The organism is Paraburkholderia terrae (assembly GCF_002902925.1).
GTDB classification, from domain to species: domain Bacteria; phylum Pseudomonadota; class Gammaproteobacteria; order Burkholderiales; family Burkholderiaceae; genus Paraburkholderia; species Paraburkholderia terrae.
In genome coordinates this window covers 1,569,376-1,594,358 of record NZ_CP026113.1, presented here as the reverse complement: position 1 = coordinate 1,594,358, position 24,983 = coordinate 1,569,376, and the positions used below count along the sequence as shown (strand labels likewise).

The window sequence follows — 24,983 nt, the reverse complement described above, 5'->3', positions numbered from 1 at the left end:
CGCTGGCGGCGCGCTACCGGTTTCCATCGCTCGCGCGCTTCGCGAGCAGGCACAGTATTTCGTACATCAGCGTCGCGGCGACGAGCGCGGTGTTGCCGCTTGGATCGTAAGGCGGCGAGACTTCGACCACGTCGCCGCCCACCCAGTTGAGCCCGTCGAGACCGCGCAGCAGCGCCTGCGTCTCGCGGGTCGTGAGACCGCCCACTTCCGGCGTGCCCGTGCCCGGCGTGAACACAGGGTCGAGCCCGTCGACATCGAGCGAAAGGTAAACGGGCGCATCGCCGACAATGCGCCGCGCTTCGGCTGCGACAGCAGCCGGCCCAAGTTCGTCGAACTCTTCGATAAACACCACGCGCATACCGTGATCGAGCGAATAGCGCCAGCCTTCGTCCGAATTCTGCGCACCGCGAATGCCGATCTGAATGGTTCGTTTCGGGTCGAGCAGACCGGCTTCTACCGCGCGGCGAAACGGCGCGCCATGCGTGAATTTCGAGCCTTTGAACGTATCCCAGGTGTCCGTGTGCGCGTCGATATGCACCAGCGCGATCGGCTCGCGCGGCGCCAGCGCCTGGAAGATGGGGTAGGTGATCGAGTGATCGCCGCCCGCCGTCAGCGCGAGCTTGCCGGCGCGGAACACAGGTTCGAAGAAACGACGGATGTCCTCGTGCGCGCGTTCAAGATGATAGAGGTCGGTGAACGGTACATCGCCGATATCGGCGACGCGGCAGGCATCGAACGGATTGAAGCGCGTCACGTGATGGATGCCACGCATCATCGTGGACATGTTGCGGATTTCGCGCGGACCGAAGCGCGCACCCGGGCGCGCCGTGACGCCGCCGTCGAAGGGCACGCCCGCAAGGGCGATGTCGAACGTGCTCAGGTCCGTGCTGAACGGCACGCGCATGAAGGTCGGGATGCCCGCGAAGCGCGGCTGCTGCATCTGGGTCAGATCGGTTCCCGTCACATTGAACTCCTGTTTCACTTTCGTTTGGCGCCAACTGCACGCTTTAGAAGGTTGGCGGTGTATTGATCCACAGCACGCGGGTGATGCAGTCGCCGGGATTGCGGTAGCTGTGCGGCTCGGTGCTCGGGAAGTAGAAGGAATCGCCCGCCTGCAGCCGGTAGCATTCGCTGCCGAGCGTGAGTTCGAGTTCGCCTTCGAGCACGTAGCCCAGTTCTTCACCCGCATGGCTGATCTGCTCGTCGCTGCGCGCAAGCGGTTCGAGCACGTGAATGTCGCCTTGCAGCAGTTGCCCGGGGCCCGCCACGACGAGCCGTTCCAGCATGATCGAGCCGCCCACGCGGCCATGTCGCCCCGAGGTTTGCTGCACGCCCGGAAAGCGCACGGAAGGCCGTTCGCTTGCGCGCTGCACGGGCGTGACGTTCGCAACGGGACCGGACACCAGTGCAGCGATGTTCGTGTCCAACGCGAGCGCGATCCTGTGCAAGGTTGCAAGCGAGGGCGTCGCATGGCCGCCCTCGACTTTCGACAACAGACTCTCCGAGCAGCCCGCCTGTTCCGCCAGCGCCTTCAGCGTTAGCTGCTGCACCATGCGTGCGTGCCGTAGCCGAGTGCCAAGACCTTCGGCTGCCGCGCCTGGTGCGGAGTGAGAGTCAGCCGTGCGGGGCGTTTTCGCGGCGCGCCGCGGCGCAAGTGCGGACGGCCTGCGGGAAGCGCCGTTGCCGGACGTGGGGGTTTTTCTGGTGGCCACCGTATGCGTTCTGTCGATCAGCGTAAAAGAACGGTCTGGCGAGTATCAGGCGAGAACCGTGAACTCGACTTCGACCGGGTTGAGGGCGTTGATGGGAATGATATCCTGCGGACACGCCGACATCACAACGATGCAATCCATCGCCGCCTTGATGTCCACATGGTCGCCCGCTTTCGACACGGGCGGCAGCCAGTCGACCGTGTAGTCCGGCTTGACGGGGATGTTCATCCACAGGTTGAGCGGCTGCGGCACTTCCCGCGTGCGCAGGCCGATCGCCTTCAGCGCCAGCCGCAGGTTGTCCGCGCAGTTGTCGTGATAGTTCTCCACTCCCAGATTCCTGTAGCGGTACAGATCGCAGGCGGCCATCAGCGTGTCGTGTATGCCCGGCGACGTATCGGCGACCAGTTCGGCGATCGGGCGGCGATGGTTCGTCACGAGTGGGTCGCCCGGCTGCGGAATGATCTTGTCGATATACGCGCGCGTGTGTTCGAACGAAAGGAACTCGTTCAGGTGCGTGGCATTGAAGATCCACGTATCGCAAACCTGCGTGCCATGCGGGTTCGCGATGCGGATGGTTTGCCCCGCCTTGACGCGCACGGCGCGGCCGCAGCGCGCGGGCACCGTGTAGGTTTTGCCGGGCTCGGGCGTGCCGTCGGCGGAAATCGGTTCGTGCAAGGTGGCGTTCTGGCCGAGTTCCGTGCCGTTGTCGTCGCCCGGATGGGTATGTGTGTGCGTATGCGTGTGGGTGGCGGTCGTGCTCATCTGGGTTCCTTGTCAGTCGTTGCAAAGGGTGGTGAGGGTGTGCGCGAGCGCGCGTGCGCCCAGCACGAGGTGACGGGCTTCCGTGGCTTCAGCGGGGTTGTGGCTGATGCCGTTGCGGCTCGGCACGAACAGCATGGCCGTTGGGCAGTGCTGCGCGAGATACATCGCGTCGTGAAAGGCGCCCGACGTGAGGCGCAGCGCAGGCGCGTCCAGCGCGTGGCAGGCGGCGTCGATCCGCGCGAGCACCGCTGCGTCGAAACGCACCGGCGCGTGAGTGAAAAGCGGCGCGATGCGCGCGCCGTGGCGCTTTGCGCAAGCCGATACCTGCTCGTCGAACGCATCGAGCACATGGGCGTCGGGATGACGGAAATCGACGGAGAAGGTCACGTCGGATGGAATCGTGTTGATCGAATTCGGCGTGACGCTCCAGCGGCCAAAGGTGATGCGCGTGTACACGCCGCCCAGTGACATGGCGAATTCTTCGATCGACGCGCGCAGCGCGACGGCGAGCGTCATCGCGTCGCGGCGCATTGGCATTGGCGTGGTGCCGGCGTGCGCAGCCACGCCTTCGCAGTGGAGTTCATACCAGCGCACGCCCTGAATGCCCGTGACGACGCCGAGCGGCACGTCTGCATTCTCCAGTTGCGGACCTTGCTCGATATGCAACTCGACGAACGCATGCGCAGGCGGTGCGTCGTCACGTAACGGCAGGTCGGGCAACGCGCGCCGATAGCTCTCCAGCGCGGCGCGTAATGTGACGCTGTCGGCGTCGGCGGCGTCCAGGTAGGCGGGCATGCGCGAAGGCTCGACAAATGCGCTCGATCCCATTGCGCCGGGTGCGAAGCGCGTGCCTTCTTCGTTGGTCCAGATCGCGACTTCGAGCGGCCGGCGCGTGCGGATGCCCGCATCGTTGAGCGCGGCGATGCATTCGAGCCCGGCGAGCACGCCATAGCAGCCATCGAGCTTGCCGCCCGAGGGCTGCGTGTCGATGTGGCTGCCCGTGATAACGGGAGGCACATCGTCGATGCCGGGCCGGCGGATGAACAGGTTCGCGCATGCGTCGGTGGAGACGGTGCAGCCCAACGCGTGCGCATGGGCAACCAGGTGGCGGCGCGCATCGAGATCCGTTGCGCTGAGGGCGGGGCGGTTCACGCCGCCATCGGACCGCGCGCCGAATGCGGCGAGTGCTTCGATCGATACGAGCAGGCGTGTCTCGTCAATACAGTCCGCGGCGCGCAGTGCATCGTCCGCGAGGTTATGTTGCTCGGTGCGCATCATGACGACGCTCCCGATGTCTGCTCCACGCTGTTAGCCCTTCCTGCCGGTGCGCTCACGCTCAGACTACGATCGAACCACGGTTTGAGAAACTGCTGAAGACGCGGCGTGCGCGAGTTACCGAACAGTTGTGCGGGCGGCCCCGACTCGACGATCTGACCGGCTTCCATGAACACGACCTTGTCGGAAATCTTCGCGGCAAAGCTCATTTCGTGCGTGACCATGACCATCGTCATGCCGTCCTGTGCGAGTGAACGGATCACGTTCAGCACTTCTTCGACGAGTTCGGGATCGAGCGCCGAAGTCGGTTCGTCGAGCAGCATCACTTCCGGCTCGATGGCGAGCGCACGTGCAATGCCGACGCGCTGCTGTTGTCCACCGCTCAACCGCGCGGGATAGACGTCCGCCTTGTGCTGCAGGCCGACGCGCGCGAGCGCCGCGTGCGCCTTGGCGCGCGCATCCGCGCGGCGCATCTTTTTGGACAGCACCAGCGGCGCGGCGACGTTGTCGAGCACGCTCATGTGCGGCCACAGGTTGAACTGCTGAAACACCATCGACACCGGGCGCCGTACCTCTGCGACGCTCGCCTCGCTGTCGCGATCGCGCAGCGTGCGGCCAGCCGAGCGATAGCCGAGCAGCTGCCCCTTGATCCAGACTTCGCCTTCGTCGTAGGGCTCGAGGAAGTTCATGCAGCGCAGCGCCGTCGTCTTACCCGAGCCGGACGGTCCGATCAGCGTGACGATCTCGCCGCGCATCACGTCGAGGTCGATGCCCTTGAGCACGCGGGTTGCGCCGTACGACTTGCCGACGGCGCGCAGCTTGAGTATGGGTTGAGCGCTCATGTGGCTTTATTTGCGGCTTTATTTGCGTCGTTACGCAGAAAAGGGATCATCGCCGTCGCGCGCTGCGCGAGCAGCGACACGGCCTGCGTGAGCAACCAGTAGCTCACGATCAGCAGCGCATACGGACCGATGTACGTGTAAGTAGAGGCGACGATGTCGCTGGCTGTCATCGTCAGTTCGGGGACCGTGATGATGGAAGCCACGGCGCTCTCCTTGATCACGAGAATGATCTGGTTCGCGAGCAGCGGCACCGCGAACGCGAGCGCCTGCGGCAGCTCGATTGCGCGGAACGCGGCCCAGCGGCTCACGCCGAACGCCTGCGCGGCCTCGATCTGACCACGCGGCACGCTGGCCCATCCAGCGCGAAAAATCTCGGCGAAATACGCGCTCGCATAGATCGCGAGTGACACGACCGTCGCTTGCACGGCCGTCATCGTGATACCGAAAACGGGCAGCCCGAAGTAGACGATCATCAATTGCGACAGATACGGCATGCCACGAATCAGCCAGACGAACAGGCCGTAGGGCGCGGCAAGCACGCGGACATAACGCAGGCGTAACGCGTTGAGCGCGAAACCACCGGCCATGCCGAGCACAGCCGCGATCAGGCTGACTTCGAGCGTGACGAGCATCGCGTCGGCAAAGCGTGGAACGAGAGCGAGCAGGTTATCCATGCGAGTGATCCCCGGTCATGCGCGCGACGCCGCGCGGCGCTCATAGCAATGCGCGGCGAAGGACAGCAGCGTCGTGATGGCCAGATAGAAGAGCGCGGCGCACGTGTACACCTCCAGCGGCCGGTACGTCGATGACGACAGCTGCTGGCCGACGCGCATCAGGTCCGTGACGGAGATCACCGACACCACCGCCGACGCCTTGACGATATCGATCATCTCCGACACGAGCGCGGGCAGCGTCACCCGCACCACCTGCGGCACCTCGATGTGCCACAGCACCTGACGGCGCGTGAGATTGAACGTGACGGCTGCTTCGATCTGCCCGCGGGCGATCGAGCGAAAGCCCGCGCCGAGAATCTGCGACTGATACGCGGCCGTGTTCATCGACAGCCCGATGGCAGCCGCGACGATGCCGGGCACCGCAAGCCCGAGCGCCGACGGCAGGTAATACATCACGAGCAGTTGCGCGAGCACGGGCGTGCCGCGAAACACGCTGACATAGACCCGCGCGCCGCCCGCGAGCAGCCGGCTATCGCTTGCCGACATCGTGTAGATGAAGATGCCAGCAAAGAAGCCGCAGAACACCGCAGCCGCCGACAGCCACAGCGTCGTCAATGCGCCGTCCAGCAGTTGCGGCAGATAGCCGGCGCAGCGTGCGAGCAGATCGGGAGCGTTCATCTATCGAATCGCGGCAAGTCAGATCGAGGGCGCGGGGACAGCGTCGACGGGCACGTCCATCGTCGAGCCGAACCACTTCTCCTGCAGCTTCTTCATCGTGCCGTCGCGGTTCGCGCGCGCGATGCCGTCGCTAAAGAGCTTGACGAGCGCGGCGCTGTCGCTGTCCTTGCGCGCGACCCACGCGAAGTAGCTCTTCGGCCCGATCGTCTGCGGCAGCAGCGTGAACACGCCAGGGCGCGATTTCATCAACGGCCCCAGGTTCGCGACCGATTGCGCGACGGCATCGAGCCGTCCCACGGCGAGGTCGGCATAGGCTTCGTCGAACGCGACGTACTGCTTGATCTGCTTGATGCCGGGGCCGCCTGCATCTTTCAGCTTCTTGTCGAGCGCCTGCAATGCCTGCAACTGAGCCGAGCCCGTCTGCGAGCCGACGATCTTGCCGTTCAGGTCGTCGGGAGACTTGATGCTCGTGTCGCCGTTGCGCAGCAGCACGCCCGTCGTCGCGTCGGCGATGGGCAGGGTGAATGCGAAGTGGCTGACGCGGTCCTTGTTGACGGTAACGGCCGTCACGACGATGTCGAAGCGCTTGGCGTCGAGTCCCGGCAACAGTCCCTGAAACGGCAGATCCAACTGCTTGACCTTCACATCGGGTATCGACTTCAGCACGTAGGCCATCAGGTCGGCGTCATAGCCGACGATCTTGCCGTTGTCGACGTACTCGAACGGCGCGTAACGGGCCTCCGTCGCGATGGTGATTTCCTTGTTCGTCTTGATGCGCGCTAGCAGATCGTCGGATTGCGACCAGCCCGGCGTGGCGGTGACGAGTGCGAGCGCACCGAGCAACGAGAAGACCAGACTGCGAAGAGGCTTGTTCATGACGCTTCCTTGTGAAAGGCCCGTGGCCGAGTATGAAAGTGAAAAGAATTAAATTCAAGTTACTTGAATGAGGTTCAATAAGCATGAGTCGTGCCATGCGGCGCGGCCCTGTCGGGCAGGGAAGGAGGTCTGCGTGATGCACCGGAGCAGGGAGTTTTCGGGCGGCCGAAGCCGCGCGCGGCGCACGATGCACCGTGCTGGGGAGTTGCGCCGCGTGCCGATGTCGCAATACGTCACATCGGTGTCGCGCTGGCATCTCAGAAGCCAGGCGGTGGCGCCGTTAGTCCTGTTGACGGCCTGCGATCGCATGGCCGGCCCGTTTTCGTTCTGACTACTGGAGAAACGCTGCGCGCGCCGCACTTGCGGCGCGCACGCTGCTTTGCGCTCATGTTCAGAAACACCACGATTCGCGGCGGGCTCGCCGCTACCATCTCGGGTTGCACGCTGCTGTTGATGCTGGTCATCGCGGCGGCCGTGTTTGCGCTCTTCAAGAGCAACGCCGCGCTCGACGCGATGTATCGGGACGACACCGCTTCCGTCGTGCATCTGAAGACTAGTTCCGAGCGGCTGCTGGTGTTCCGCACGGGGCTCGCCGACGTCGAGCAGTTGATCAGTGCGGGCAAGCCGGCTGCGGCTGAGATCAAACAGCTGCACGTGCTGCTCGGCGAAAGCAATCGCGAGCTCGATGCGTACCGCGCGCTGCACGCGCCTGACGCACAGGAAACGACGCTGCTCGCGGCGATGACGGACAAACGCGACCGTCTGTTGACGCAAGCCTTTTCGAAAGCCCTCAAGCAACTCGACGACGAGAATCTGGTCGACTTCCTGAGCACACAGCGCGAGATGCCCGTCGCGCTGTTCGACGAATACCAGAAGGCGCTCATCGCGCTGGAGGATTTTCAGGTGCAGCGCCAGCGCATGCGCTTCGATCACGCGAACGAGCGCTTTCAGATGACGCTCTGGGGTTTCGGCGCGGCCGGTTTGGTCGCGCTGATCGTCGGCATGCTCGCGCATCGGGGGCTGACGCGGGCGATCGTCACGCCCGTCAACGCCGCCGTCGAATACTTCGCGAAGATCGCGGCGGGCGACCTCACGGCCGTCGTCAGGACGGAGCGCCGCAATGAAATGGGTTACCTGCTCGACGCGCTGAACGACATGCAGCAAGGTCTCGTCGCCGTCGTGCGCAAGGTGCGGGCGGGGACGGACGCGATCATGCACGATGCGCGCGCGATTGCCAGCGGCAACCGCGATCTGTCGATGCGTGCCGGCGATCAGGCCGCCTCGCTCCAGCAGGCGGCCGCCAGCATGGAACAACTGACGGCCACGGTGCGGCAGAACGCCGACAACGCGCACGACGCGAGCGCGCTCGCCACCCGTGCATCCGACATTGCGACACGCGGTGGCGAAGTGGTGCGTCAGGTCGTCGACACGATGGATGCGATTTCAGATAGCTCGGCGCGCATCGTCGGCATTGTCGGTGTGATCGAGAGCATCGCGTTCCAGACCAATATTCTTGCGCTGAATGCAGCCGTCGAAGCGGCGCGCGCGGGAGATCAGGGGCGCGGCTTCGCGGTGGTGGCCAGCGAGGTGCGGCATCTGGCGCAGCGCAGCGCCACGGCCGCCAAGGAAATCAAGGAACTGATCGGCAATTCGACGCTGAGTGTGCGTGCGGGGAGCGAACTGGTCTTGCGCGCGGGGTCGACGATGGATGACATCCTGAAGGCCGTGCAGAGTGTGAACGCCATCATGGCGGATATCAGTCTTGCGTCGCGCGAGCAGACGGCGGGTATCGAACTGGTCAACGCGACCGTCGTACAGATGGAAGCGATGACGCAGAGCAACGCATCGCTGGTCGAGTCGGCGTCGACCACGGCGGCTTCGCTGGTAGCGCAAAGCGAGCATCTGCACGGCGCCGTGGCGATATTCCGTGTGAGCGGGGATGAGCGGGCCGGGTGACGGCACATGGCGCCGATGCATCTGTTGGGTTGTCTCTGGCAGGGGATGAGCGAAAGTTGGCTGCAATCCGCCATTGCGTCCGTTCCGTCGGGCCGCGTCAACTCTCACCATTGGCCGCGAAGCCTTGACTGGCGAGCCTTCAGGGGTTCGTCCACGACCTTGCAAGCACGATTGGCATAGCCCATGCAGTTGTCACTGCGGGCGCAACGACGATCGTTGTCGCGCGATCCGTGGCGCTCCGCCGCGCGGATCGAATCCGCGAAACCGTGTTGATCGTTTGAGCCTTCCATTGCGCGTGCAGGCGGGACCTCGCGCGCTCCATCAGATTGCACGAAGCGCATCGCAGCACATGGCGCGCGTGCATTCGATTGCTCAACGAACTCAAGGGAGTCCACATGAACGCGAAACTGATTGGCGCGCTGTTGCTGGCGTGCGTGACATCGTTTGCCCTGCCAGCCTTCGCAGGCGATGACGGGCCCGCTTCCAGTCCTCAAACAGGCGGCGTCGTGAAAGCGTCGCACGCCGGGCACAACGATCAAATGGCTTTGCCGGACAAGACCAGGCCCGGCAATCACAGCGGCGTCGGCGGCGTTGAATCGGGGAAATCGCAGTCCGGCAAACGCGAGCAGCCCGACAGCATCGATCCGATGTATCGCGGCGGTTGATTGGCGTGTGCGGCCTCGTTGTTTGTGCAGAACATGAGGCCACCTTCAGGTTCGCGTCAAAATTGCCTGACGATAAGCGTTATCGTCGCGCTATTTCACGCCGGGCGCATCCAACTGTTCGCTAAATCCGGCTAATTGCAGTGTTTGCTTGTTTTTGCCGGTCCGCGCGTTTTATCCTTATCGTTTGGTAGCCGAAAGGGGATAGCGTGGACCGCATTCAGGCAATGGAAGTATTCACTCGTGTGGTCGATGCGAACAGCTTCACGCGCGCCGCCGAGCAGATGGGCATGCCGCGCGCGACGGTGACGACGACCATCCAGAACCTCGAAGCCGTGCTCGGCGTGCGTCTGATGAACCGCACCACGCGGCGCCTCTCGCTCACACCGGAAGGCGCGGCGTATTACGAGCACAGCATTCGCATCATCACGGACATCGCGGAAACGGACGCGAGTTTTCAGGCGGGCAATCGCAAGCCGAGCGGGGCGCTGCGCGTACACATGCCGAGTTCGCTCGGGCGTTATCTGGTGATTCCGGCGTTGCGCGGCTTTCACGAGCGCTATCCGGACATCTCGCTCGATCTGGGCCTCTCGGACCGGCCCGTCGATCCCGTCGAGGAGGGGATCGACTGCATGGTGCGGGCGGGTCCGCTCGAAGATTCGTCGATGGTTGCGCGGCGCGTCGGCACGCTCAAGCGTGTGACGTGCGCTTCGCCCGATTATCTGCAGCGCTACGGCTCGCCGAAGAGCATCGACGATCTGGCCATGCATCAGGCCGTGAATTTCCGCGTCGCGCACAACACGCGGCCAATGCCGTGGATCGTTCTCGTCGACGGCAAGCCAACGGAAGTGCGGATGAACGGTGTCGTCACGGTCAACGACTCGGAAGCGTACGTCAAGTGCGGACTCGAAGGTTTCGGCCTGATCCAGCCTATGCTTTTCATGGTCGCGCAGAAACTGCGCGACGGATCGCTGCTCGAAGTGCTGCCCGACTTCAAGCCGAAGCCCAAGCCGGTGTCGATCGTGTATCCGAACAATCGGCATCTGTCCGCGAAGGTGCGCGTGTTCGCGGACTGGATTGCCGAGTTGTTCGAATCGACGCCCGCGCTGGCGGACGGCGACACACGGCGGGTGGTGGTGCCGAAACGCGAGACGCAGCAGGCGGATCATGGGCCGATTGCGGCGTGACGTTCGACGTCACAGCATGTCTTCGTGACGGCAATTGATGAGCAGTTCGGCCATGCTCGCCGTGTTCGGCAGTTCGAGCGTGTTCACGACGATCGACGCGATGTCGCCAGACTGCGTCATCGCGTCGGGCGGCAGATCGGCGAGCCCCGCCGCCATGTCGGTATTGACGAAGCCGGGGCAGACGGCTGTTGCGCGCACGCCGTCGTCCCAGCCCGCACGCCGCACTGCATGGGTCAACGCGATCACCGCGTGCTTCGACATCTGATAGCCGACGTTCAGGTTCTTCACCCGCTTGCCCGACAGCGACGCGAGTTGCACGAAGCGTCCGTTGCCAGCGCGCCGCAGATGCGGCAAGGCGGCCTGCGCGAGCCGGAAGGGTGCCTTCACGTTGATGTCGAGCGTTTCGTCGAGCAGTTCGCTCGCGTCGTCGTCGAACGTGACCATCTTGCAGATCCCTGCGTTGCTGACCAGCACGTCCAGACGGCCGAAACGATCGATGGTCGCATTGACCCACTGGCGGGCGGCATGCCCGTCGCGCGCTTCGTAGGCGAAGAGAAACGCGTCGAGGTCGTTATCGAACGATGACGGATCGCGCATGCCGAGCGACAGCCGATATCCGCGCCGATGCAACTCCAGCGCGATTTCGCGGCCGATGCCGCGATTCGCGCCAGACACCATCGCTACCTTGTCCATGTGCTGTTCCCGCTGATGATGTGATGTGCGGCGCTCAGAAGCCCGCGTCGATGGTGATTTTCGTGCCGTCGCTGAAGCGTTCGAGGCGAAACGCGTGCGGGTCGACTAGCGGCGTGTCGTTATTGACGAGATCGGCCATCAGCTTGCCCGCGGCCGGTCCAATGCCGAAACCGTGCCCCGAGAAGCCCGTGCCGATGAACAATCCCGGCACACGCGCCGCCCCGGAGATGACGGGAATCGCATCCGGCGTCACGTCGATATAGCCCGCCCAGCGCTGCGCAATCTTCGCGCCGGCGAGATGCGGAAACGCCTTCACGAACTCGCGCAGACCGTTATCGACATACGGCACGACGGGATCGGGATCGAGCGTGCGGATGGCTTCGAAGATGGTTGGACGGTCGAGCGCCCAGCGGCGCGGCCGCTTCAGCTCGTCGAGAAAACGCTTGCCGACGCGGATCTGCAACGCGCCCATCTGGCTCTTCAGCGCCTCGATGTATTTGAAGAAGAGGCGGAACGCATCGGGCGTGAGGTCCGCGTGTGTGCGCAGTCCGTAGGCGACCGTGTAGCCACCGTCGGCGCGCTTGCGAAATGCGAACTCCTCGTTGTTCGCGCTGCACGTCGGGCCGCCTTCGAGCGGCTCGGTACGCAGCACCGAGGCGCGCGTCAGCAGTTGCGGCAGTTCGACACCGAGATTGCCGCAGAAATAGCGCGTCCAGGCGCCGCCCGCGACGACGACGGCATCGCAGCGGATCGTGCCGTGCTCGGTGACGACGGCGCTGACGTGTCCGCCGCTCGTTTCAATGCCACGTACGGCGCACGGCGTGAGAATCTTGACGCCTCGCTTGCGCAGCGCATTCGCGATGGCGGGCGCGGCTTTTTGCGGTTCAGCGCGCGCGTCGCCCGGCGTGTATATGCCGCCCTTGAAACTGCGGGTCGATCCGGGCAGCAGTCCGGCAATCGCTTCGGTGTCGACTTCGCGCGTGTCGAATGCGTCGCCAGCAATCTGCCTCGCGCGCGCGAGCCAGTCGCGATGCCTTGCCAACGTCGCGTCGTCGTTCGATACATACAGAATGCCGCACTGATTGAAGCCCGTGTCGATACCCATCGTGCGGTCCAGCGTGCGCCACAGCTTCAGGCTTTCGATGCTGAGTAGCAGTTCGCGCGGGTCGCGGCGCGTGACACGCACCCAGCCCCAGTTGCGGCTAGATTGCTCGCCGGCGATGTGTCCTTTCTCGCACAGCGCAACCTGCAAGCCTTTCTCGCTCAGATACAGCGCGGTGGAAACGCCGATGATCCCGCCGCCGATCACAACCACATCGGCGCGCTCGGGTAACTGGATATCGTCGGCTACGGTATCGACTTTCGGTCCCATGTTCGTGTATTGAGTTGGATGGGTTCAAGGCCGGCGTTCGGCGATGCCGGCTGCGGCGGCCTGCGTGTTTGCATGCGATTGCAGCGCCGCCTCGCGCCGCGCTGCGCGCAGGCTGCGCGGCGCCTGCTTGCCGCCGCGCGCGCCGGGGTTCGAGAAACGGTTGGTCCAGCGGTCGATGTGGTTGATAGCGTGCGTGAGCGGCACGGTGATCAGCAGATACACGACGCCTGCCGCGACGAGCGGCGACAGGTTCGCCGTATTGACCGCCGTGTTCTGCCCGATCGTGAAAAGATCGCGTTGCGACGTGAGCAGCCCGAGAAAGTAAACGAGGCTCGAATCCTTGACGATCGAAATGAACTGGTTGGCCAGCGCGGGCAGAATGCGCCGCACGCCCTGCGGCACGATGACATGCCGCATGCCGCTCCAGTACGTCATGCCGAGCGCCTGGCACGCATACATCTGGCCGCGCCCCACGCTCTGGATGCCCGAGCGGAAAATCTCGGCGATATACGCGGACGAGATCAACGCGAGCGCGACGATCGCGAGGGGATAAGGGTTCGGCCCGAAGATCGACAGCCCGATGGGCGCCAGCCCCTGGCCAACCACGAGAATCACGAGCGCGGCGGGCAGCCCGCGAAACACGTCGATGAACACCTGCGCGGGAAACGTCAGCCAGCGCGTGTTGGACACGGCCATCAGCGCCAGCACCATGCCAGCGACGATGCCGAGCACCGTCGAGAACAACGACAGCACCAACGTGTTCACGAGACCCGTACCCAGCAGCGCCGGCAACGAATCGACCAGAAGCGGCCAGTCGAGGAAGTTCTGCAAAAAAGCGTCCATGTGCGCTCTCCGGGAGACGAAACGTGGTCGATGACGTGCGGTTGGCGGGCGGTGGCCGTGTCGCTCAGGTGCCTGATTTCATTGCGTATGGCGGCAGGTCGGCGGGCTTCGGATAGCCGGGATGGAACTGCAGATAGAGCTTCATCCACGTGCCGTCGGCCACCAGTTCGCCGAGCGTCTTGTTGAGCGCGGTTTCGAGCTTGACGTTGCCCTTGTGAACGGGAAAGCCCGCCGGCAGATTGACCGCGGATATGTCGAGCTTGTCGGCGATGTTCATCTGCGGGTACTTGCTTTGCAGGCCTTCCACCAGGGTCTTGTCGACGAAGTAGCCGTCAATGTACTTGTTGCGCAGCGCGAGGAACCCAGCGTTCAGATTCGGAAAGCGCACGATCTGCGCACTGGGCAGATAGCTGTCCGAATACGTGTCTTCGATGGTGCCTTGCACGACGCCGATCCGCTTGCCCTTGACGGACGCGACGTCGCTCGAAATCGTGCTATCGGGCAGGGTCGCGACGCTCAACAGGCCCGTCAGGTAGCCCTCGGAAAAGTCGACCATCTTGAGCCGTTCTTTCGTGATCGAAATGGAGCCGGCGGCGAGATCGATCTGCTGGTTCGCGACGCTCGGCAACAGGCCGGCGAAGTCCTGCGCACGGAAGTCGGCGGACAGACCGAGCTTCGCGGCGATTGCGCGAATCAGCTCGACATCGAAGCCCGTCATCTTGCCGTTGTCGATGTACGAATAGGGCTTGTTGTTCGCGTCGACGCCGGCGACGATCTTGCCCGGCGTGAGCGTGCCCACGTCTTCCGCATGAGCGGCCGGTACGGCTGCGACGCATAGCGAAGCAGCCAGCGCGAGACTGCGTGCAAAGTGAAGAAAACGCATCATGAGGCTCCTCTCGAAAGGAACGGCGGTGAACGGAAAGGGAACAGCAAGGCGAACGCGACGTGTGCCGCTCAATGCAGAATGCGCGACAGAAACTCGCGCGCACGCTCGGAGCGAGGGCGCGAGAAGAACTGTTCTTTCGAGTCGTCCTCGACGATGGCGCCGCGATCCATGAACAGGATGCGGTCTGCGACGCGCCTGGCGAAGCCCATTTCGTGGGTCACGCACAACATCGTCATGCCGTCCTGAGCGAGCGCGCTCATCACGTCGAGCACTTCGTTGACCATCTCCGGGTCGAGCGCGGAGGTCGGCTCGTCGAACAGCATCGCGACGGGGTCCATCGACAGCGCGCGGGCAATCGCCACGCGCTGCTGCTGGCCGCCCGACAACTGCGTCGGGTACTTGTCTTCGTAATCGCGCAAGCCGACGCGCCGCAACAGCGAGCGCGCCTTGTCGGCGGCTTCGTCGCGGCTGCGTCCGAGTACCGTCATCTGCGCGAGCATCAGGTTGCGCCGCACGCTCAGATGCGGAAACAGCTCGAAATGCTGGAAAACCATCCCGACCTTCGCGCGCAACCGCGCAAGGTTCGCCGTTTTCGCCGTCACGTCCATGCCGTCGACGACGATGCGGCCATCCTGCACGGGCTCGAGCCCATTGACCGACTTGATCAGCGTCGACTTGCCGGAGCCCGACGGCCCGCAGATCACGACGACTTCGCCGCGTTCGATCGTCGCGGAGCAGCCGGCCAGCACGCGGTGCTCGCCAAACCATTTCGAAACGTTGTGCAGATGGATCATCGGGGCTCCTCGTATCCAGTGACGCGATGAAGGTCAGGACAGCGCGACGCGCACGCGTCCGCGCCACAGGTCGTCGAGTTGATAGAGCGCGGTGCCGAGCGGCACGGCGAGCTGGCTGGCGATGCCCGCGCCGCTCAACGGAAATTCGCCTTCGCCGAAGGCGCCTGCGTCGCGATCCACGCTGAGCATATGGCGAGCGACGCGGTTGCCCAGGTAGCTCATCAACGCGACGCCATTGCCGTTGCAGCCGAGCGCGTAATGAATACCGTCGTGTACGCCGATGTGCGCGAGCTTGTCGCGCGTCATCGCGACGTAGCCTTTCCATGCGTGCGTGATGCGCACGTCGCGCAGCGCGGGCCATAGTTGCAGCATCTTTCCGTATAGAAGGCGGGCCGCTTCGCGTTCGCTCAGTTCGCGGATCGCCGGGCGCGAGCCGAACAGCATCCGCGTACCGTCTGGAGACGGACGCGTGTAGAACAGATTGCGTTTCGAATCGCTGATCATCCGCGCGCCGGGGTTGAGCGCGTGCATCAATCCGTCGGGCAGCGGTTCCGTCGCGATCTGATAGCTCGCGACGGGCAGCACGCGGCGCGCGAAGAACGGCAGTAACGGGCCCGTGTAGCCGTTGGTCGCGACCAGCACCTGACGAGCGTCGAGTGCGCCGCGCGCCGTGTGTACGCGAAAGCGCACGGCGTCGGGCGCGTTGCTTGCGATTCGCTCGATACGTTCCGCTTGTGCGTGCGAATGGAGCGTGACGCCACGCCGCCTTGCAAGTTCGCGCAGTGCGCGGTGATACTTCGCCGTATGCAGCCCGCCGTATTCATCGACGAGGATGCCGCCGTAGTAGTAATCCGAGCCGATCATCGCGCGCTGCGCGTCGCGCTCGATCACGTGCACGGTGACGCCCGTTTTGTCCCGCAGCAACTCGCCCTGGCGACGCAACTGATCGAAATGACCGGGCGTGTACGCGCCGAAAAAGCGGCCGGTGATTTTCAGATCCGCATCGAGCGATTCGTCGGCGACGAGGCGCTTCAGGTAATCGAAACTCGCCATCGATTCGCGCATCAGCCGCACGAGCCGCTCGGCGGAGACGCCCGCGATCGCGTTCGTCAACGCGAGTTTCTGGCCGCTCGACACCATGCCACCGCTGCGCGTGCTGCCGCCCGCGCCGATCTCACCCGCATCGAGGACGGCCACGCGCGCACCGTGGCTCGCCGCTTCCGCAGCCGCCGACAGCCCGCAATAACCGCTGCCGACAATCGCGATGTCCACCTGGCCTGGCAACGGCGTCCGCGCGGTTTCGGGCGGCGCAGCGTCCCACCAGTATGGGTCGCATCGAAAGGCTTCATGGAACAGCAGGGAATCAGGGCGCATGAGCGTGTCGGGTTCTGCGTAGTGAGGCCAGTCTAGGTTCGTGCGGCTTATCCGGTCAAATAGCGACAAAAAGGGCTTCTATTCATTTCTGATATGGCAAGCTAAGGTCTCTGTTCACGGCGAGCGGACGGGAGAGGCGATGAATCAGAGGCAAATCGAGGCATTCCGGCTGGTCATGCTGCGCGGCTCGATGACGGCGGCAGCCGAGGAGCTGGGCACGTCGCAACCGAGTATCAGCCGGCTGATTGCGGAGCTGGAGACGGCCACGGGGCTCACGCTGTTCGTGCGCAACGGCGGGCGTATCCACGCGACGGATGCGGGGAGCGCGTTCTATCGTGAGGTCGAGCGCAGCTTCGTCGGGCTGGAAAAGCTGGAGAACTCGGCGCGCGAAATTCGCCAGTTGGGCAGTGGACGTCTGCGGATCGTCGCCGCGCCCGTGCTGGCGCTGTCCTTTCTGCCTGCGGTGATCGAGCAGTTTCTTGCGGCTTACCCGCGGGTGATTGTCTCGCTGGAGATGAGAAGCGAAGGGACGATTCAGCGGTGGGTGTCGTCGGCGTACTGTGATGTCGGCTTTGCGACGGCTACGCCGGACGCGTTTGGCGTGACGAGTGCTGAGTTGTATCGTTTGCCGGCGCTGTGTGCGCTGCCCGCGCGGCATCCGTTGACTGCGCGTGACCGGATCGAAGCGGGCGATTTGCGCGGCGAACGGCTGATCTTGCCATCGTATGCAGACGATACGCGCAGTCCGCTCGATCGCGTGTTGCGGTCCGCTGGCGCCGGACAGGTGCCAGCGATCGAAACGCCGTATGGCGCGACGATTTGTGCGCTCGTTTCGCGCGGGCTTGGGATTGGTATTGTGAATCCGCTTGCAGCGGTTGATACCAATCCGAAGCGCATTGTGTTTCGGCCTTTTGTGCCTCAGATTATGTTTCGTGGGTTCACGCTGTGTCCGCAGTTGCAGCAGCCGAATGCTGTGGTTCAGATTTTTCTTGATCTGGTTCGGACGATGATGGCGCGGGAGATTGATGGATCGTGTGGCGATTGGCATGCGAGTGGGCCTTTCTCGCGTGGGCGGAAAGCGTCGTCGTTGGTGAGGGGGGAGGCGAAGGCACGATGAGCCTTTTGCGCTGGCATCCGCGATTTGTTAGCGTGCTGCACGCGTTGCCGTTCGGTGTTTTGGGCTTCGCGCTGGCATCCGCGATTTGTTAGCGTGCTTCACGCGCCGGCGTTCGGTGTTTTGGCCTTCGCGCTGGCATCCGCGTTACGTTAGCCTGCTTCACGCGTCGCCCCTGTGCGGGGCGGCACCTACTTTTCTTTGCCGCCGCAAAGAAAAGTAGGCAAAAGAAAGCGGCTAACACCGCAAGCGCTAGTTCTTGCCTGAGGGCCCCCAAAGGGTCTTCCGCTTCACACGGCAATCACGTGACCCATGTTCGTTGCCAACGCTCTTGCGGTGCGCCTCACCCGCTTCACGCACCCGCGATGCATCATGCCGCGCCAGATACTCCACGGCCGCCCAGGTGGCAAACTGTGTGTAGGCCGTAGTGCCTCGCACGCCTCACTTCGAACCGATAGCACGCGCATACCTCCATGTAAGAGCGCCAGGCTATACGACGCGATAACCTACACACAGTTTGCCACCTGGGCGGCACATACCATTCGCTTCCGCTTGCCCGAGTACGGGTATTCGAAGCGGGTGAGGCGCTCATTCAAAGCGTTGGCAACTCACGCAAACGGAAATGCTGCCGTGTGAAGCGTAAGACCCTTTGGGGGCCCTCAGGCAAGAAGAAATGTTGGCGGTGTTAGCCGCTTTCTTTTGCCTACTTTTCTTTGCGGCGGCAAAGAAAAGTAGGTGCCGCCCCGCACAGGGGCAACGCTTGAAGCACGAAGGCAAATCGCGGATGCCAGAACAAAACACAAGCAAACCATCCAGCGTCGCAGACAACCAGAAGTAGCTGCCGCCCCGCACAGGGGCGACGCCTGAAGCAGGCTAACGTAACGCGGATGCCAAAAAAAAACACAAGCAAACCATCCAGCGTCGCAGACAACCAGAAGTAGGTGCCGCCCCGCATGAACGGCAAACACCGTAGCGCGGATGCCAGCGCAATGGCAAAAAAACCAAACCGGACGCCAACAAAAGAACCAGAATCACCCGCTTACGTGCGGAGAAAAGACCACTTCATACTCTGGCACCCAACTCACGCCAAGAACCTCAGCAACCTGATCGCCGATAGCAGACCTGAAATCATGCCGCGCGTCGAGATAAACAGGCGCATCTGCCCGCATAGGCAGCACAGTCAACATCAACGATTGCTGCGGATCGATCGTCACATTGCGCACGCCAATCTGCCACGGCAAGCCATTATAAAAATGATCATCGATCAAATCGGCGCCCGAGAACAGCCGCGCGACATCGCCCGAATATCGGATTGAAAGATAGGCGTTGCTCAAGCCGGGCGCGCTCAACGCCTCTTCGGGAACATCGATACGCCAAGCGGCGGCCTTGCCAAAGCTCTCTGGCGTAGGCTCGACGGCAGCCCGCGCTGCACCGCCTGAAGCAATAGAAGGCACCTTCTGCGCGAAACGCAAAGGCGTAACACCAACATCGAACGCGACTCGTGGCACGGATACCGCGAAGCGCTGAAAAACACCTTCTATCGGCGCCTCTTCGAATGCGTGTGTCGCAATAGGGGCATGCTGCAGCGGCGGATACACATCCAAATCAAACGAAGCGACACCCGTAGAACGCAACACGAGTTCACCATCGCGTTCAAACGCCAACGCATCGGTAAGAACCAGTCGACGCTGTCCATCGAATGGCAACACACTGAGCCGTTCAATATCCTCGCTCGCGAGTGTGATGATAGTGATACGCGTGTCGTCGCTGCACGTCGCGATGAATACAGAGCCGGGCGTAGGGCGTGCGACCAACACACCATTCACTTCATCTGTCGTCAATAAAGAACGAGAGTCCGCGGGCGCGATCCGCGTCACGCAACCTGGCTCGAACGCAAACTCAGCCGTGATCCCATCCGTTGCGGAGAACACGTACGTTTCGCCGTCAGGCGTCGAAAGCCGCGTAACGGGCTGCGCTGTCGAATACCGCAAACGCGCGCTACCGAGCGCAAGTCCAATAGGCCACACGAACCACGTTCCCGACGCAATATCGATCGGCTCCGCAGGCAACATGACCGTGCGAGTCGCGAGCTTGACCGCAAACTGCACGCCTTGCCGCGCGGACATCCGATGCTGCCGCACGTGATTGTTGAAAAACAGAAAGCCACGATCTCCGTCCGCGCGCACGGAAAATCGCGGCGTCTCAAGATCGTCCGCACCGCGTGGCACAATCTCCGGCGCATACACATCGCATGTCGCCAGTTCGCCGCCCCATTGCTGAAGAAACAGATGCAACGGCCTCAGCTTGCCAAGCACGGAATGCGCTTCGCCATTCGCACCGAACGGCGCCTGAAAATCGTAATTGACGATGGGCAGATCGTTATAGCCGCCCGTCGCCGTCGACTCCTGTCCGTCCACATCGCCAGGCGGATTGCGGCCGCCATGTAGCATGTAATAGCCGTACAGGTTCACGCCGGAACCAAGCTGCACGGGCAGCATCGCCGCAATATCGTCGGGGTCGAGCACGGGACGCCGCCGATACATCGTCGGCACACCCCCACCGAATTCCGCGCCTAGAAAAGGCGTCTCACCCGCTACAGCATCCGCATCGCCAGGCTCACTGTTATGCGTCTGCGCGCCAAGATCGCCGCCGACGCGGCTCGTAAAACGAAACCCATACACTTCGCTCGGCGTCGACATCGCCGTCGATGTCCCCCACGGCAAATCCGCGTAGCCGCCAAAAACAGGCGCCACTTCGCGTCGCGGAAACACGGCGTTATCCCAGCCCGTTACCGTGTACAACGGCGTGTCCAGTCCCGCTTCGCGCGCGAGGCGCTTGAGTGTCGCGATGTGCGCGGGCCCTTGCTGCGGCCCCGTCAGGTTGTATTCGTTTTCGAGCTGGATGCCAATAACGGGGCCGCCATCCTTCCAAAGCAAGCCCTTCAATTGCGCGGCGATTTCAGCAAAGAACCGCTGCACATACTGCAGATACAGCGGATCGTCGCTGCGCGTCGGCACCTGATCGACGACCCACGCAGGGATGCCGCCATAACGGACTTCCGCATGCACCCACGGCCCAATGCGAACGAACGCGTACAGCCCGCGTTTCGCACAGTTTTCGACGAATCGACGCAGATCGAACCGCGCATTCCAGTCGAACTGCCCGGGACGTGGCTCGTGATAACGCCAGATCACATACGACGACACGATATCGACGCCGGCCGCCTTGACCTTCGCAAGCGCGTCGTCCCATTGCGCCTCGGGCACGCGCGCGTAATGCAATTCGCCCATGACGGGCAGCCACGGCTCGCCGTCGCGCGTCAGATAACGGCTGTTGATGCCGATCGTCCTTCCATCGGGCGATGTGTTCGCGCCCATCCGCAACGTATCCGCGAGCGGCGTAGTGGCAGGGCGGCTTGCATCGACGGTCAGCGTCGTCGTCGGCATATCGCGCGGGCGATTCATCACGCGGCGATCCACGCGCAGACATCGGCGGTGCCGAGCGTGCGCTGACCCAGCACGAAACGCGCGTTATCGGGCGCGGGCGCATCGACAGCCGTTGCGCCGAAGTTGAACGCGAACGTGATCTCGCCGCGACGGCGAACGCGCAACCCTTGCGCAAGATGCGTCACAGCAAGACCCGCATCGCGCGCCGCGCCTTCGAGCAACGCGCGATGCAGCGCCGCATCGAACCACGCGCTCGCATAGCGCACATGTCCGCGCGCGACGATAGCGGGCCAGTTGTCATCGAAACGCGCGAGCACGTCGAGACCGTCGCGCGTTTCGATATGCTCGCGCCAGTGCAACGCGATGCCCGTCACGCCGTTGAATGTTGTCGTCGGCTGCAAGGTCGGGCGCAACGAATCGACTTCGAGCACCTTGAACGGCAGAACCGTTTGCAGCGCGCCCGGCGGCAACTGCGCGGGGATCGCGAAGTCTGCCGTCTTCGAGCCTGTGCGCGGGCCGATCACCCATTGCGCGGACGATTGTTCAACGCGCTTCGCAAAGCCCGCCGGCAACGCCGCGAGACCCGGCACGACGATCAGCTTGTAACCCGAAAGATCGGCATGCGCCGATACGATATCGACGTCGAGCGCCATTTCGCGCAGCGTCCGGTAGTACTCGAACGCGAGCGTCTGATAATCGAAACCCTTCGCATGCCGCTGGATTTCAAACATCCATTGCGTTTCGTAGTCGAACACGAGCGCGACTTCGGCGCGTGGAGCGGGGCCGCTTTGCGCGAGCTTCGTCAGTGCGTCGGACTGCGCAATCTCCTGCGCGGCGCGCGCCACTTCGCGACCGCCCGGCGAGAACGTGTTGTCGGGCAGATTCAAACCCGAATGCATCTGCTCCTGTGCAAACGGCGCCTGACGCCAGCGGAAGTACGACACCAGTTCCGCTCCATGCGCGAAGGCCTCGTAGGCCCACAGACGCACCATGCCGGGCGCAGGCACAGGGTTCCATGGCGCCCAGTTCACGGGGCCCGCTTCCTGTTCCATCACCCAGAAACGGCCTTGTCCGATCGCGCGATAACGGTCGTGATCGAATGCCGATACGTCGGGGTGCCCCGTGCGTGCATAGCGTGCCTTGTCCTCTTCGCTCAACGCGATCACTTCCGTGCGCGCGATCGGATAGCTGTCCCACGTCGCGACGTCGATGCTGTTGTTCGCGGCGAAGCGATAGTGATCGAAGGTCGTGAAGAAGCCCATGAAGTTGTGCAGCATGTCCGCGTTCGGCGCGTAGCGTCGTAGCACATCGACCTGTTCGCGATGGAAGCTCGTCACTTCGTCGGACATGAAGCGGCGGAAGTCGAGCAGATGAATCGGGTTCGCGTCGGTCGGCGTCAGGTTCGGCAACTCGATTGCATCGAACGATGCGTATTCCATGCTCCAGAACACCGTGCCCCAGCGCTGGTTCAGGTTGTCGACGGTTTCGTAGCGTCGCGCGAGCCACGTCTGGAAGCGCGCGCGGGCCGCCTTCGAATAGCTCGGCACGGTCTCGTGACAGCCGAGTTCGTTATCCGTTTGCCACGCGATGACGGCGGGATGCGAACCATACCGTTGCGCCATCGCCTCGACGATACGCAGACATTCGCGTCGATACGGCTCACTGCAAATGTCGTAATGACGGCGCGACCCCGAATTCCACGTCGTGCCGTCGGCACGCACGGGCAGCATCTCCGGCATCGAATCGACGAGCCACTTCGGCGGCGATGCGGTGGGCGTGCCGAGCACAATTTTGAGGCCTGCGTCGGCCAGCGTCGTCACGGCGCGGTCGAGCCAGGTCCACTCATAGACGCCCGCGCGCGGCTCCATGCGGCTCCACGCGAATTCGGCGATCCGCACATGCGTGATGCCGAGTTCGACCATCCGGCGCGCGTCGTCGGCCCACAGCGTTTCCGGCCATTGTTCGGGGTAGTAGCAAACACCCAGTTGCATTGTCGATTTCTCCAGAGATCAGTTGTGTGCGATCGGCCTTGCGCGTCAGCCCTTGCTTGCGCCGAATGTCAGTCCCGCCACGAAGTGCTTTTGCATCAGGAAGAACATCAGCACGGAAGGCAGCGCGGCCAGCACCGAACCCGCCGCGACGAGATTCCATGCGGTCGTCCATTGCCCCTTGAGCGCGGCGACGCCGACTGTGATGGGCGCGGCGTCGTCGCCTTGCGTGAGGCACAGTGCCCAGAAATAGTCGTTCCAGACAAACGTGAAGACGAGAATGCCGAGCGCAGCGAGGGCAGGGCGGATCAGCGGCAGAACGATGCGTGCGTAGATTGTCCATTCGCTCGCGCCTTCGACACGCGCCGCCTCGATCAACTCGAACGGCAGCTGCTTGATGAAGTTGCGCAGAAAGAGCGTGCAAAAGCCGGTCTGAAACGCGATATGAAAAATGATCAGCGCCCACACGGTATTGAACAGTCCGACTTTCAACGCCATGTCGCGCACCGGGATCATCAGGATCTGCACGGGCACGAAGTTTCCAGCAACGAACGTGAACAGCACGACGATGTTGCCGCGAAAGCGATACGTCGCGAGCGCAAAGCCCGCCATCGACGCCAGCAGAATCGCGCCGAGCACGGACGGCACCGTGATCAGCACGCTATTGGCGAAGTAATGCAGCATCGGCGTTTGCGTGAGCGCGGCGCCGTAGTTGTCGAGCAACGCGAAGTGCTTTGGCAACGTCCAGTAATCGCCTTGCGAAAGCTCGTCGGACGAGCGGATCGACGTGACGAGCACGGCGAGCATCGGCAGCAGCCACACGAGCAGCGCGAGCGGCAGCGACGCCTTGTAGATCGCGCGATTCCAGGGTTTCCAGCGTTCGACGGGAAGCGGATACATGAGAGTTCTCCTTGCGCGATACGTGAATCAGCGTTCTTCGCGCAGCATCCGGCGCAGATGAAACACGATGTAGACGAGCATGATCGCGAACAGCACGACGGCAATGGCCGCCGAATAGCCTTCGCGGTAGTACTTGATGGCCTGGTCGTACATGTAATAGGCGAGCACGGTCGAGCTGTCGAACGGACCGCCGCCGCTCATCACCGCGATCAGGTCGAAGCTGCGCAATGCGCCGATCACCGTCAGCACGACGGCCATGAAGGTGGCCGGGCGCAGTTGCGGCAGGATCACGTGCCACAACAGACGCCAGCCCTTCGCGCCTTCCATGCGCGCGGCTTCCACCACCTCGGGGTTGATCGACGTGAGGCCCGTCAGATACAGCACCATGCAGTAGGGCGTTTGCGGCCAGAGCGCGGCGAACACGATGCCGAATGTCACGGTGTGCGCATCGCCGAGCACCGGAATACCGTGACCGACAATCACCTTGAGCAGGCCGAAGGTCGGGTCATAGAACCAGCTGAACACGAGACCGACGACCACACCCGACAAGACAAACGGTGCGAAGAACAGCGACTTCACGACACGCATGCCCTTCACCTGCTGGTTCAGGTACAGCGCGAACAGCAGACCCAACGGCGGCGCAAGCAGGAAGAACACCAGCCAGATCAGGTTGTTCTTCAGCGCGACGTAGAACGTATCCGCCTGGAACAGCTCGGCGTAGTTCGCAAGGCCGATGAAGGTCTTTTCCGTCATGCCGTCCCAGTTGTAGAAACTGAGCGCGATGCTGCTGAAGATCGGATAGATCACGCACAGCGCGAACAATGCGCAGCCCGGCAGCAGAAAGAAGAACGCCGCGCGATTGCGCGCGCGCCCGGACCTGGACGTGCGGCGGCTGCGCGCCGAAGGCAGGCGAGCGATAGACGTGGACATGACGAAAACCTCGTTCGAT

Annotated in this window: 23 protein-coding genes; 5 read left to right on the top strand and 18 right to left on the bottom strand. The window is 63.2% G+C overall.

The genetic code is table 11. From position 1 onward, the window contains the following. Positions 1–13: 13 nt before the first annotated feature. The 8 genes from speB to C2L65_RS36795 form a co-directional block, all read right to left on the bottom strand. A complete protein-coding gene (speB, locus tag C2L65_RS36830) occupies positions 14–964 on the bottom strand; it encodes an agmatinase (RefSeq protein ID WP_081920766.1) in 951 nt (316 codons plus the stop codon). Positions 965–1,007: 43 nt separating this feature from the next. Beyond that, positions 1,008–1,553, bottom strand: a complete 546-nt coding sequence (locus C2L65_RS36825; RefSeq protein WP_042304962.1) for a cupin domain-containing protein — start codon at positions 1,551–1,553, stop codon at positions 1,008–1,010. A 204-nt stretch (positions 1,554–1,757) separates the two neighbouring features. Then, the gene (locus tag C2L65_RS36820; RefSeq protein ID WP_042304961.1) at positions 1,758–2,474 is read right to left on the bottom strand and encodes a DUF1989 domain-containing protein; all 717 of its coding nucleotides are present in this window, start codon (positions 2,472–2,474) and stop codon (positions 1,758–1,760) included. A gap of 12 nt (positions 2,475–2,486) precedes the next feature. Continuing rightward, positions 2,487–3,752: a M20 family metallo-hydrolase gene (locus C2L65_RS36815; protein ID WP_042304960.1), complete on the bottom strand. Its 1,266-nt coding sequence runs from the start codon at positions 3,750–3,752 to the stop codon at positions 2,487–2,489. Next, entirely contained in the window at positions 3,749–4,591 is an 843-nt protein-coding gene (locus C2L65_RS36810) for an amino acid ABC transporter ATP-binding protein (RefSeq protein ID WP_042304959.1), read from the bottom strand. The genes C2L65_RS36815 and C2L65_RS36810 overlap by 4 nt, the downstream gene beginning before the upstream one ends. After that, on the bottom strand, positions 4,588–5,265 hold the full coding sequence (locus C2L65_RS36805) for an amino acid ABC transporter permease (protein WP_042304958.1): 678 nt from the start codon (positions 5,263–5,265) through the stop codon (positions 4,588–4,590). The genes C2L65_RS36810 and C2L65_RS36805 overlap by 4 nt, the downstream gene beginning before the upstream one ends. Positions 5,266–5,280: 15 nt before the next feature. Continuing rightward, positions 5,281–5,943 carry an amino acid ABC transporter permease gene (locus C2L65_RS36800; protein WP_042304957.1) on the bottom strand — a complete coding sequence of 221 codons (663 nt, stop codon included), beginning with the start codon at positions 5,941–5,943 and terminating at the stop codon, positions 5,281–5,283. Positions 5,944–5,961: 18 nt separating this feature from the next. Beyond that, complete coding sequence (locus C2L65_RS36795; protein WP_007583856.1) at positions 5,962–6,819, bottom strand: transporter substrate-binding domain-containing protein; 858 nt, start codon at positions 6,817–6,819, stop codon at positions 5,962–5,964. 136 nt (positions 6,820–6,955) lie between these two features. On the opposite strand from C2L65_RS36795, the gene C2L65_RS46295 reads away from it, so the two are divergent. The 4 genes from C2L65_RS46295 to C2L65_RS36775 all read left to right on the top strand — a co-directional run bounded on the left by C2L65_RS46295 (position 6,956) and on the right by C2L65_RS36775 (position 10,624). After that, positions 6,956–7,150, top strand: a complete 195-nt coding sequence (locus C2L65_RS46295) for a hypothetical protein (RefSeq protein ID WP_167450362.1) — start codon at positions 6,956–6,958, stop codon at positions 7,148–7,150. 56 nt (positions 7,151–7,206) lie between these two features. Beyond that, the gene (locus tag C2L65_RS36790) at positions 7,207–8,775 is read left to right on the top strand and encodes a methyl-accepting chemotaxis protein (RefSeq protein WP_174485025.1); all 1,569 of its coding nucleotides are present in this window, start codon (positions 7,207–7,209) and stop codon (positions 8,773–8,775) included. A 368-nt stretch (positions 8,776–9,143) separates the two neighbouring features. Beyond that, the gene (locus tag C2L65_RS36780) at positions 9,144–9,440 is read left to right on the top strand and encodes a hypothetical protein (protein WP_233446629.1); all 297 of its coding nucleotides are present in this window, start codon (positions 9,144–9,146) and stop codon (positions 9,438–9,440) included. 206 nt (positions 9,441–9,646) lie between these two features. Continuing rightward, positions 9,647–10,624 (top strand): LysR family transcriptional regulator, encoded by a 978-nt coding sequence (locus tag C2L65_RS36775; protein WP_042304954.1) that lies wholly within the window; start codon positions 9,647–9,649, stop codon positions 10,622–10,624. A gap of 9 nt (positions 10,625–10,633) precedes the next feature. On the opposite strand, the gene C2L65_RS36770 is transcribed toward C2L65_RS36775, so the two are convergent. From C2L65_RS36770 to C2L65_RS36745, 6 genes are all read right to left on the bottom strand, one after another. Then, positions 10,634–11,317 (bottom strand): SDR family NAD(P)-dependent oxidoreductase, encoded by a 684-nt coding sequence (locus tag C2L65_RS36770; RefSeq protein WP_042304953.1) that lies wholly within the window; start codon positions 11,315–11,317, stop codon positions 10,634–10,636. A 34-nt stretch (positions 11,318–11,351) separates the two neighbouring features. Next, entirely contained in the window at positions 11,352–12,689 is a 1,338-nt protein-coding gene (locus C2L65_RS36765) for an NAD(P)/FAD-dependent oxidoreductase (protein WP_042304952.1), read from the bottom strand. A 24-nt stretch (positions 12,690–12,713) separates the two neighbouring features. After that, positions 12,714–13,532: an amino acid ABC transporter permease gene (locus C2L65_RS36760; protein ID WP_042304951.1), complete on the bottom strand. Its 819-nt coding sequence runs from the start codon at positions 13,530–13,532 to the stop codon at positions 12,714–12,716. A gap of 64 nt (positions 13,533–13,596) precedes the next feature. Next, positions 13,597–14,415, bottom strand: coding sequence for a substrate-binding periplasmic protein (locus C2L65_RS36755; protein WP_042304989.1), 819 nt, complete (start codon positions 14,413–14,415; stop codon positions 13,597–13,599). A 71-nt stretch (positions 14,416–14,486) separates the two neighbouring features. Further along, positions 14,487–15,212, bottom strand: coding sequence for an amino acid ABC transporter ATP-binding protein (locus C2L65_RS36750; RefSeq protein WP_042304950.1), 726 nt, complete (start codon positions 15,210–15,212; stop codon positions 14,487–14,489). Between the two features lie 33 nt (positions 15,213–15,245). Beyond that, positions 15,246–16,586: an NAD(P)/FAD-dependent oxidoreductase gene (locus tag C2L65_RS36745; RefSeq protein ID WP_042304949.1), complete on the bottom strand. Its 1,341-nt coding sequence runs from the start codon at positions 16,584–16,586 to the stop codon at positions 15,246–15,248. A 139-nt stretch (positions 16,587–16,725) separates the two neighbouring features. Here C2L65_RS36745 and C2L65_RS36740 point away from each other — a divergent pair, with 139 nt between their 5' ends. After that, the gene (locus tag C2L65_RS36740; RefSeq protein WP_042304948.1) at positions 16,726–17,703 is read left to right on the top strand and encodes a LysR substrate-binding domain-containing protein; all 978 of its coding nucleotides are present in this window, start codon (positions 16,726–16,728) and stop codon (positions 17,701–17,703) included. A gap of 1,028 nt (positions 17,704–18,731) precedes the next feature. Here C2L65_RS36740 and C2L65_RS36730 read toward each other — a convergent pair. From C2L65_RS36730 to C2L65_RS36715, 4 genes are read right to left on the bottom strand one after another with little or no spacing between them, the layout of a single operon-like run. Beyond that, positions 18,732–21,164, bottom strand: coding sequence for a beta-galactosidase (locus C2L65_RS36730; RefSeq protein ID WP_042304947.1), 2,433 nt, complete (start codon positions 21,162–21,164; stop codon positions 18,732–18,734). Beyond that, positions 21,164–23,137, bottom strand: a complete 1,974-nt coding sequence (locus tag C2L65_RS36725) for a beta-galactosidase (RefSeq protein WP_042304912.1) — start codon at positions 23,135–23,137, stop codon at positions 21,164–21,166. The genes C2L65_RS36730 and C2L65_RS36725 overlap by 1 nt, the downstream gene beginning before the upstream one ends. Positions 23,138–23,182: 45 nt before the next feature. Continuing rightward, positions 23,183–24,034 carry a carbohydrate ABC transporter permease gene (locus tag C2L65_RS36720; protein WP_042304911.1) on the bottom strand — a complete coding sequence of 284 codons (852 nt, stop codon included), beginning with the start codon at positions 24,032–24,034 and terminating at the stop codon, positions 23,183–23,185. 27 nt (positions 24,035–24,061) lie between these two features. After that, positions 24,062–24,964, bottom strand: coding sequence for a carbohydrate ABC transporter permease (locus C2L65_RS36715; RefSeq protein WP_007583882.1), 903 nt, complete (start codon positions 24,962–24,964; stop codon positions 24,062–24,064). Positions 24,965–24,983: the final 19 nt, after the last annotated feature.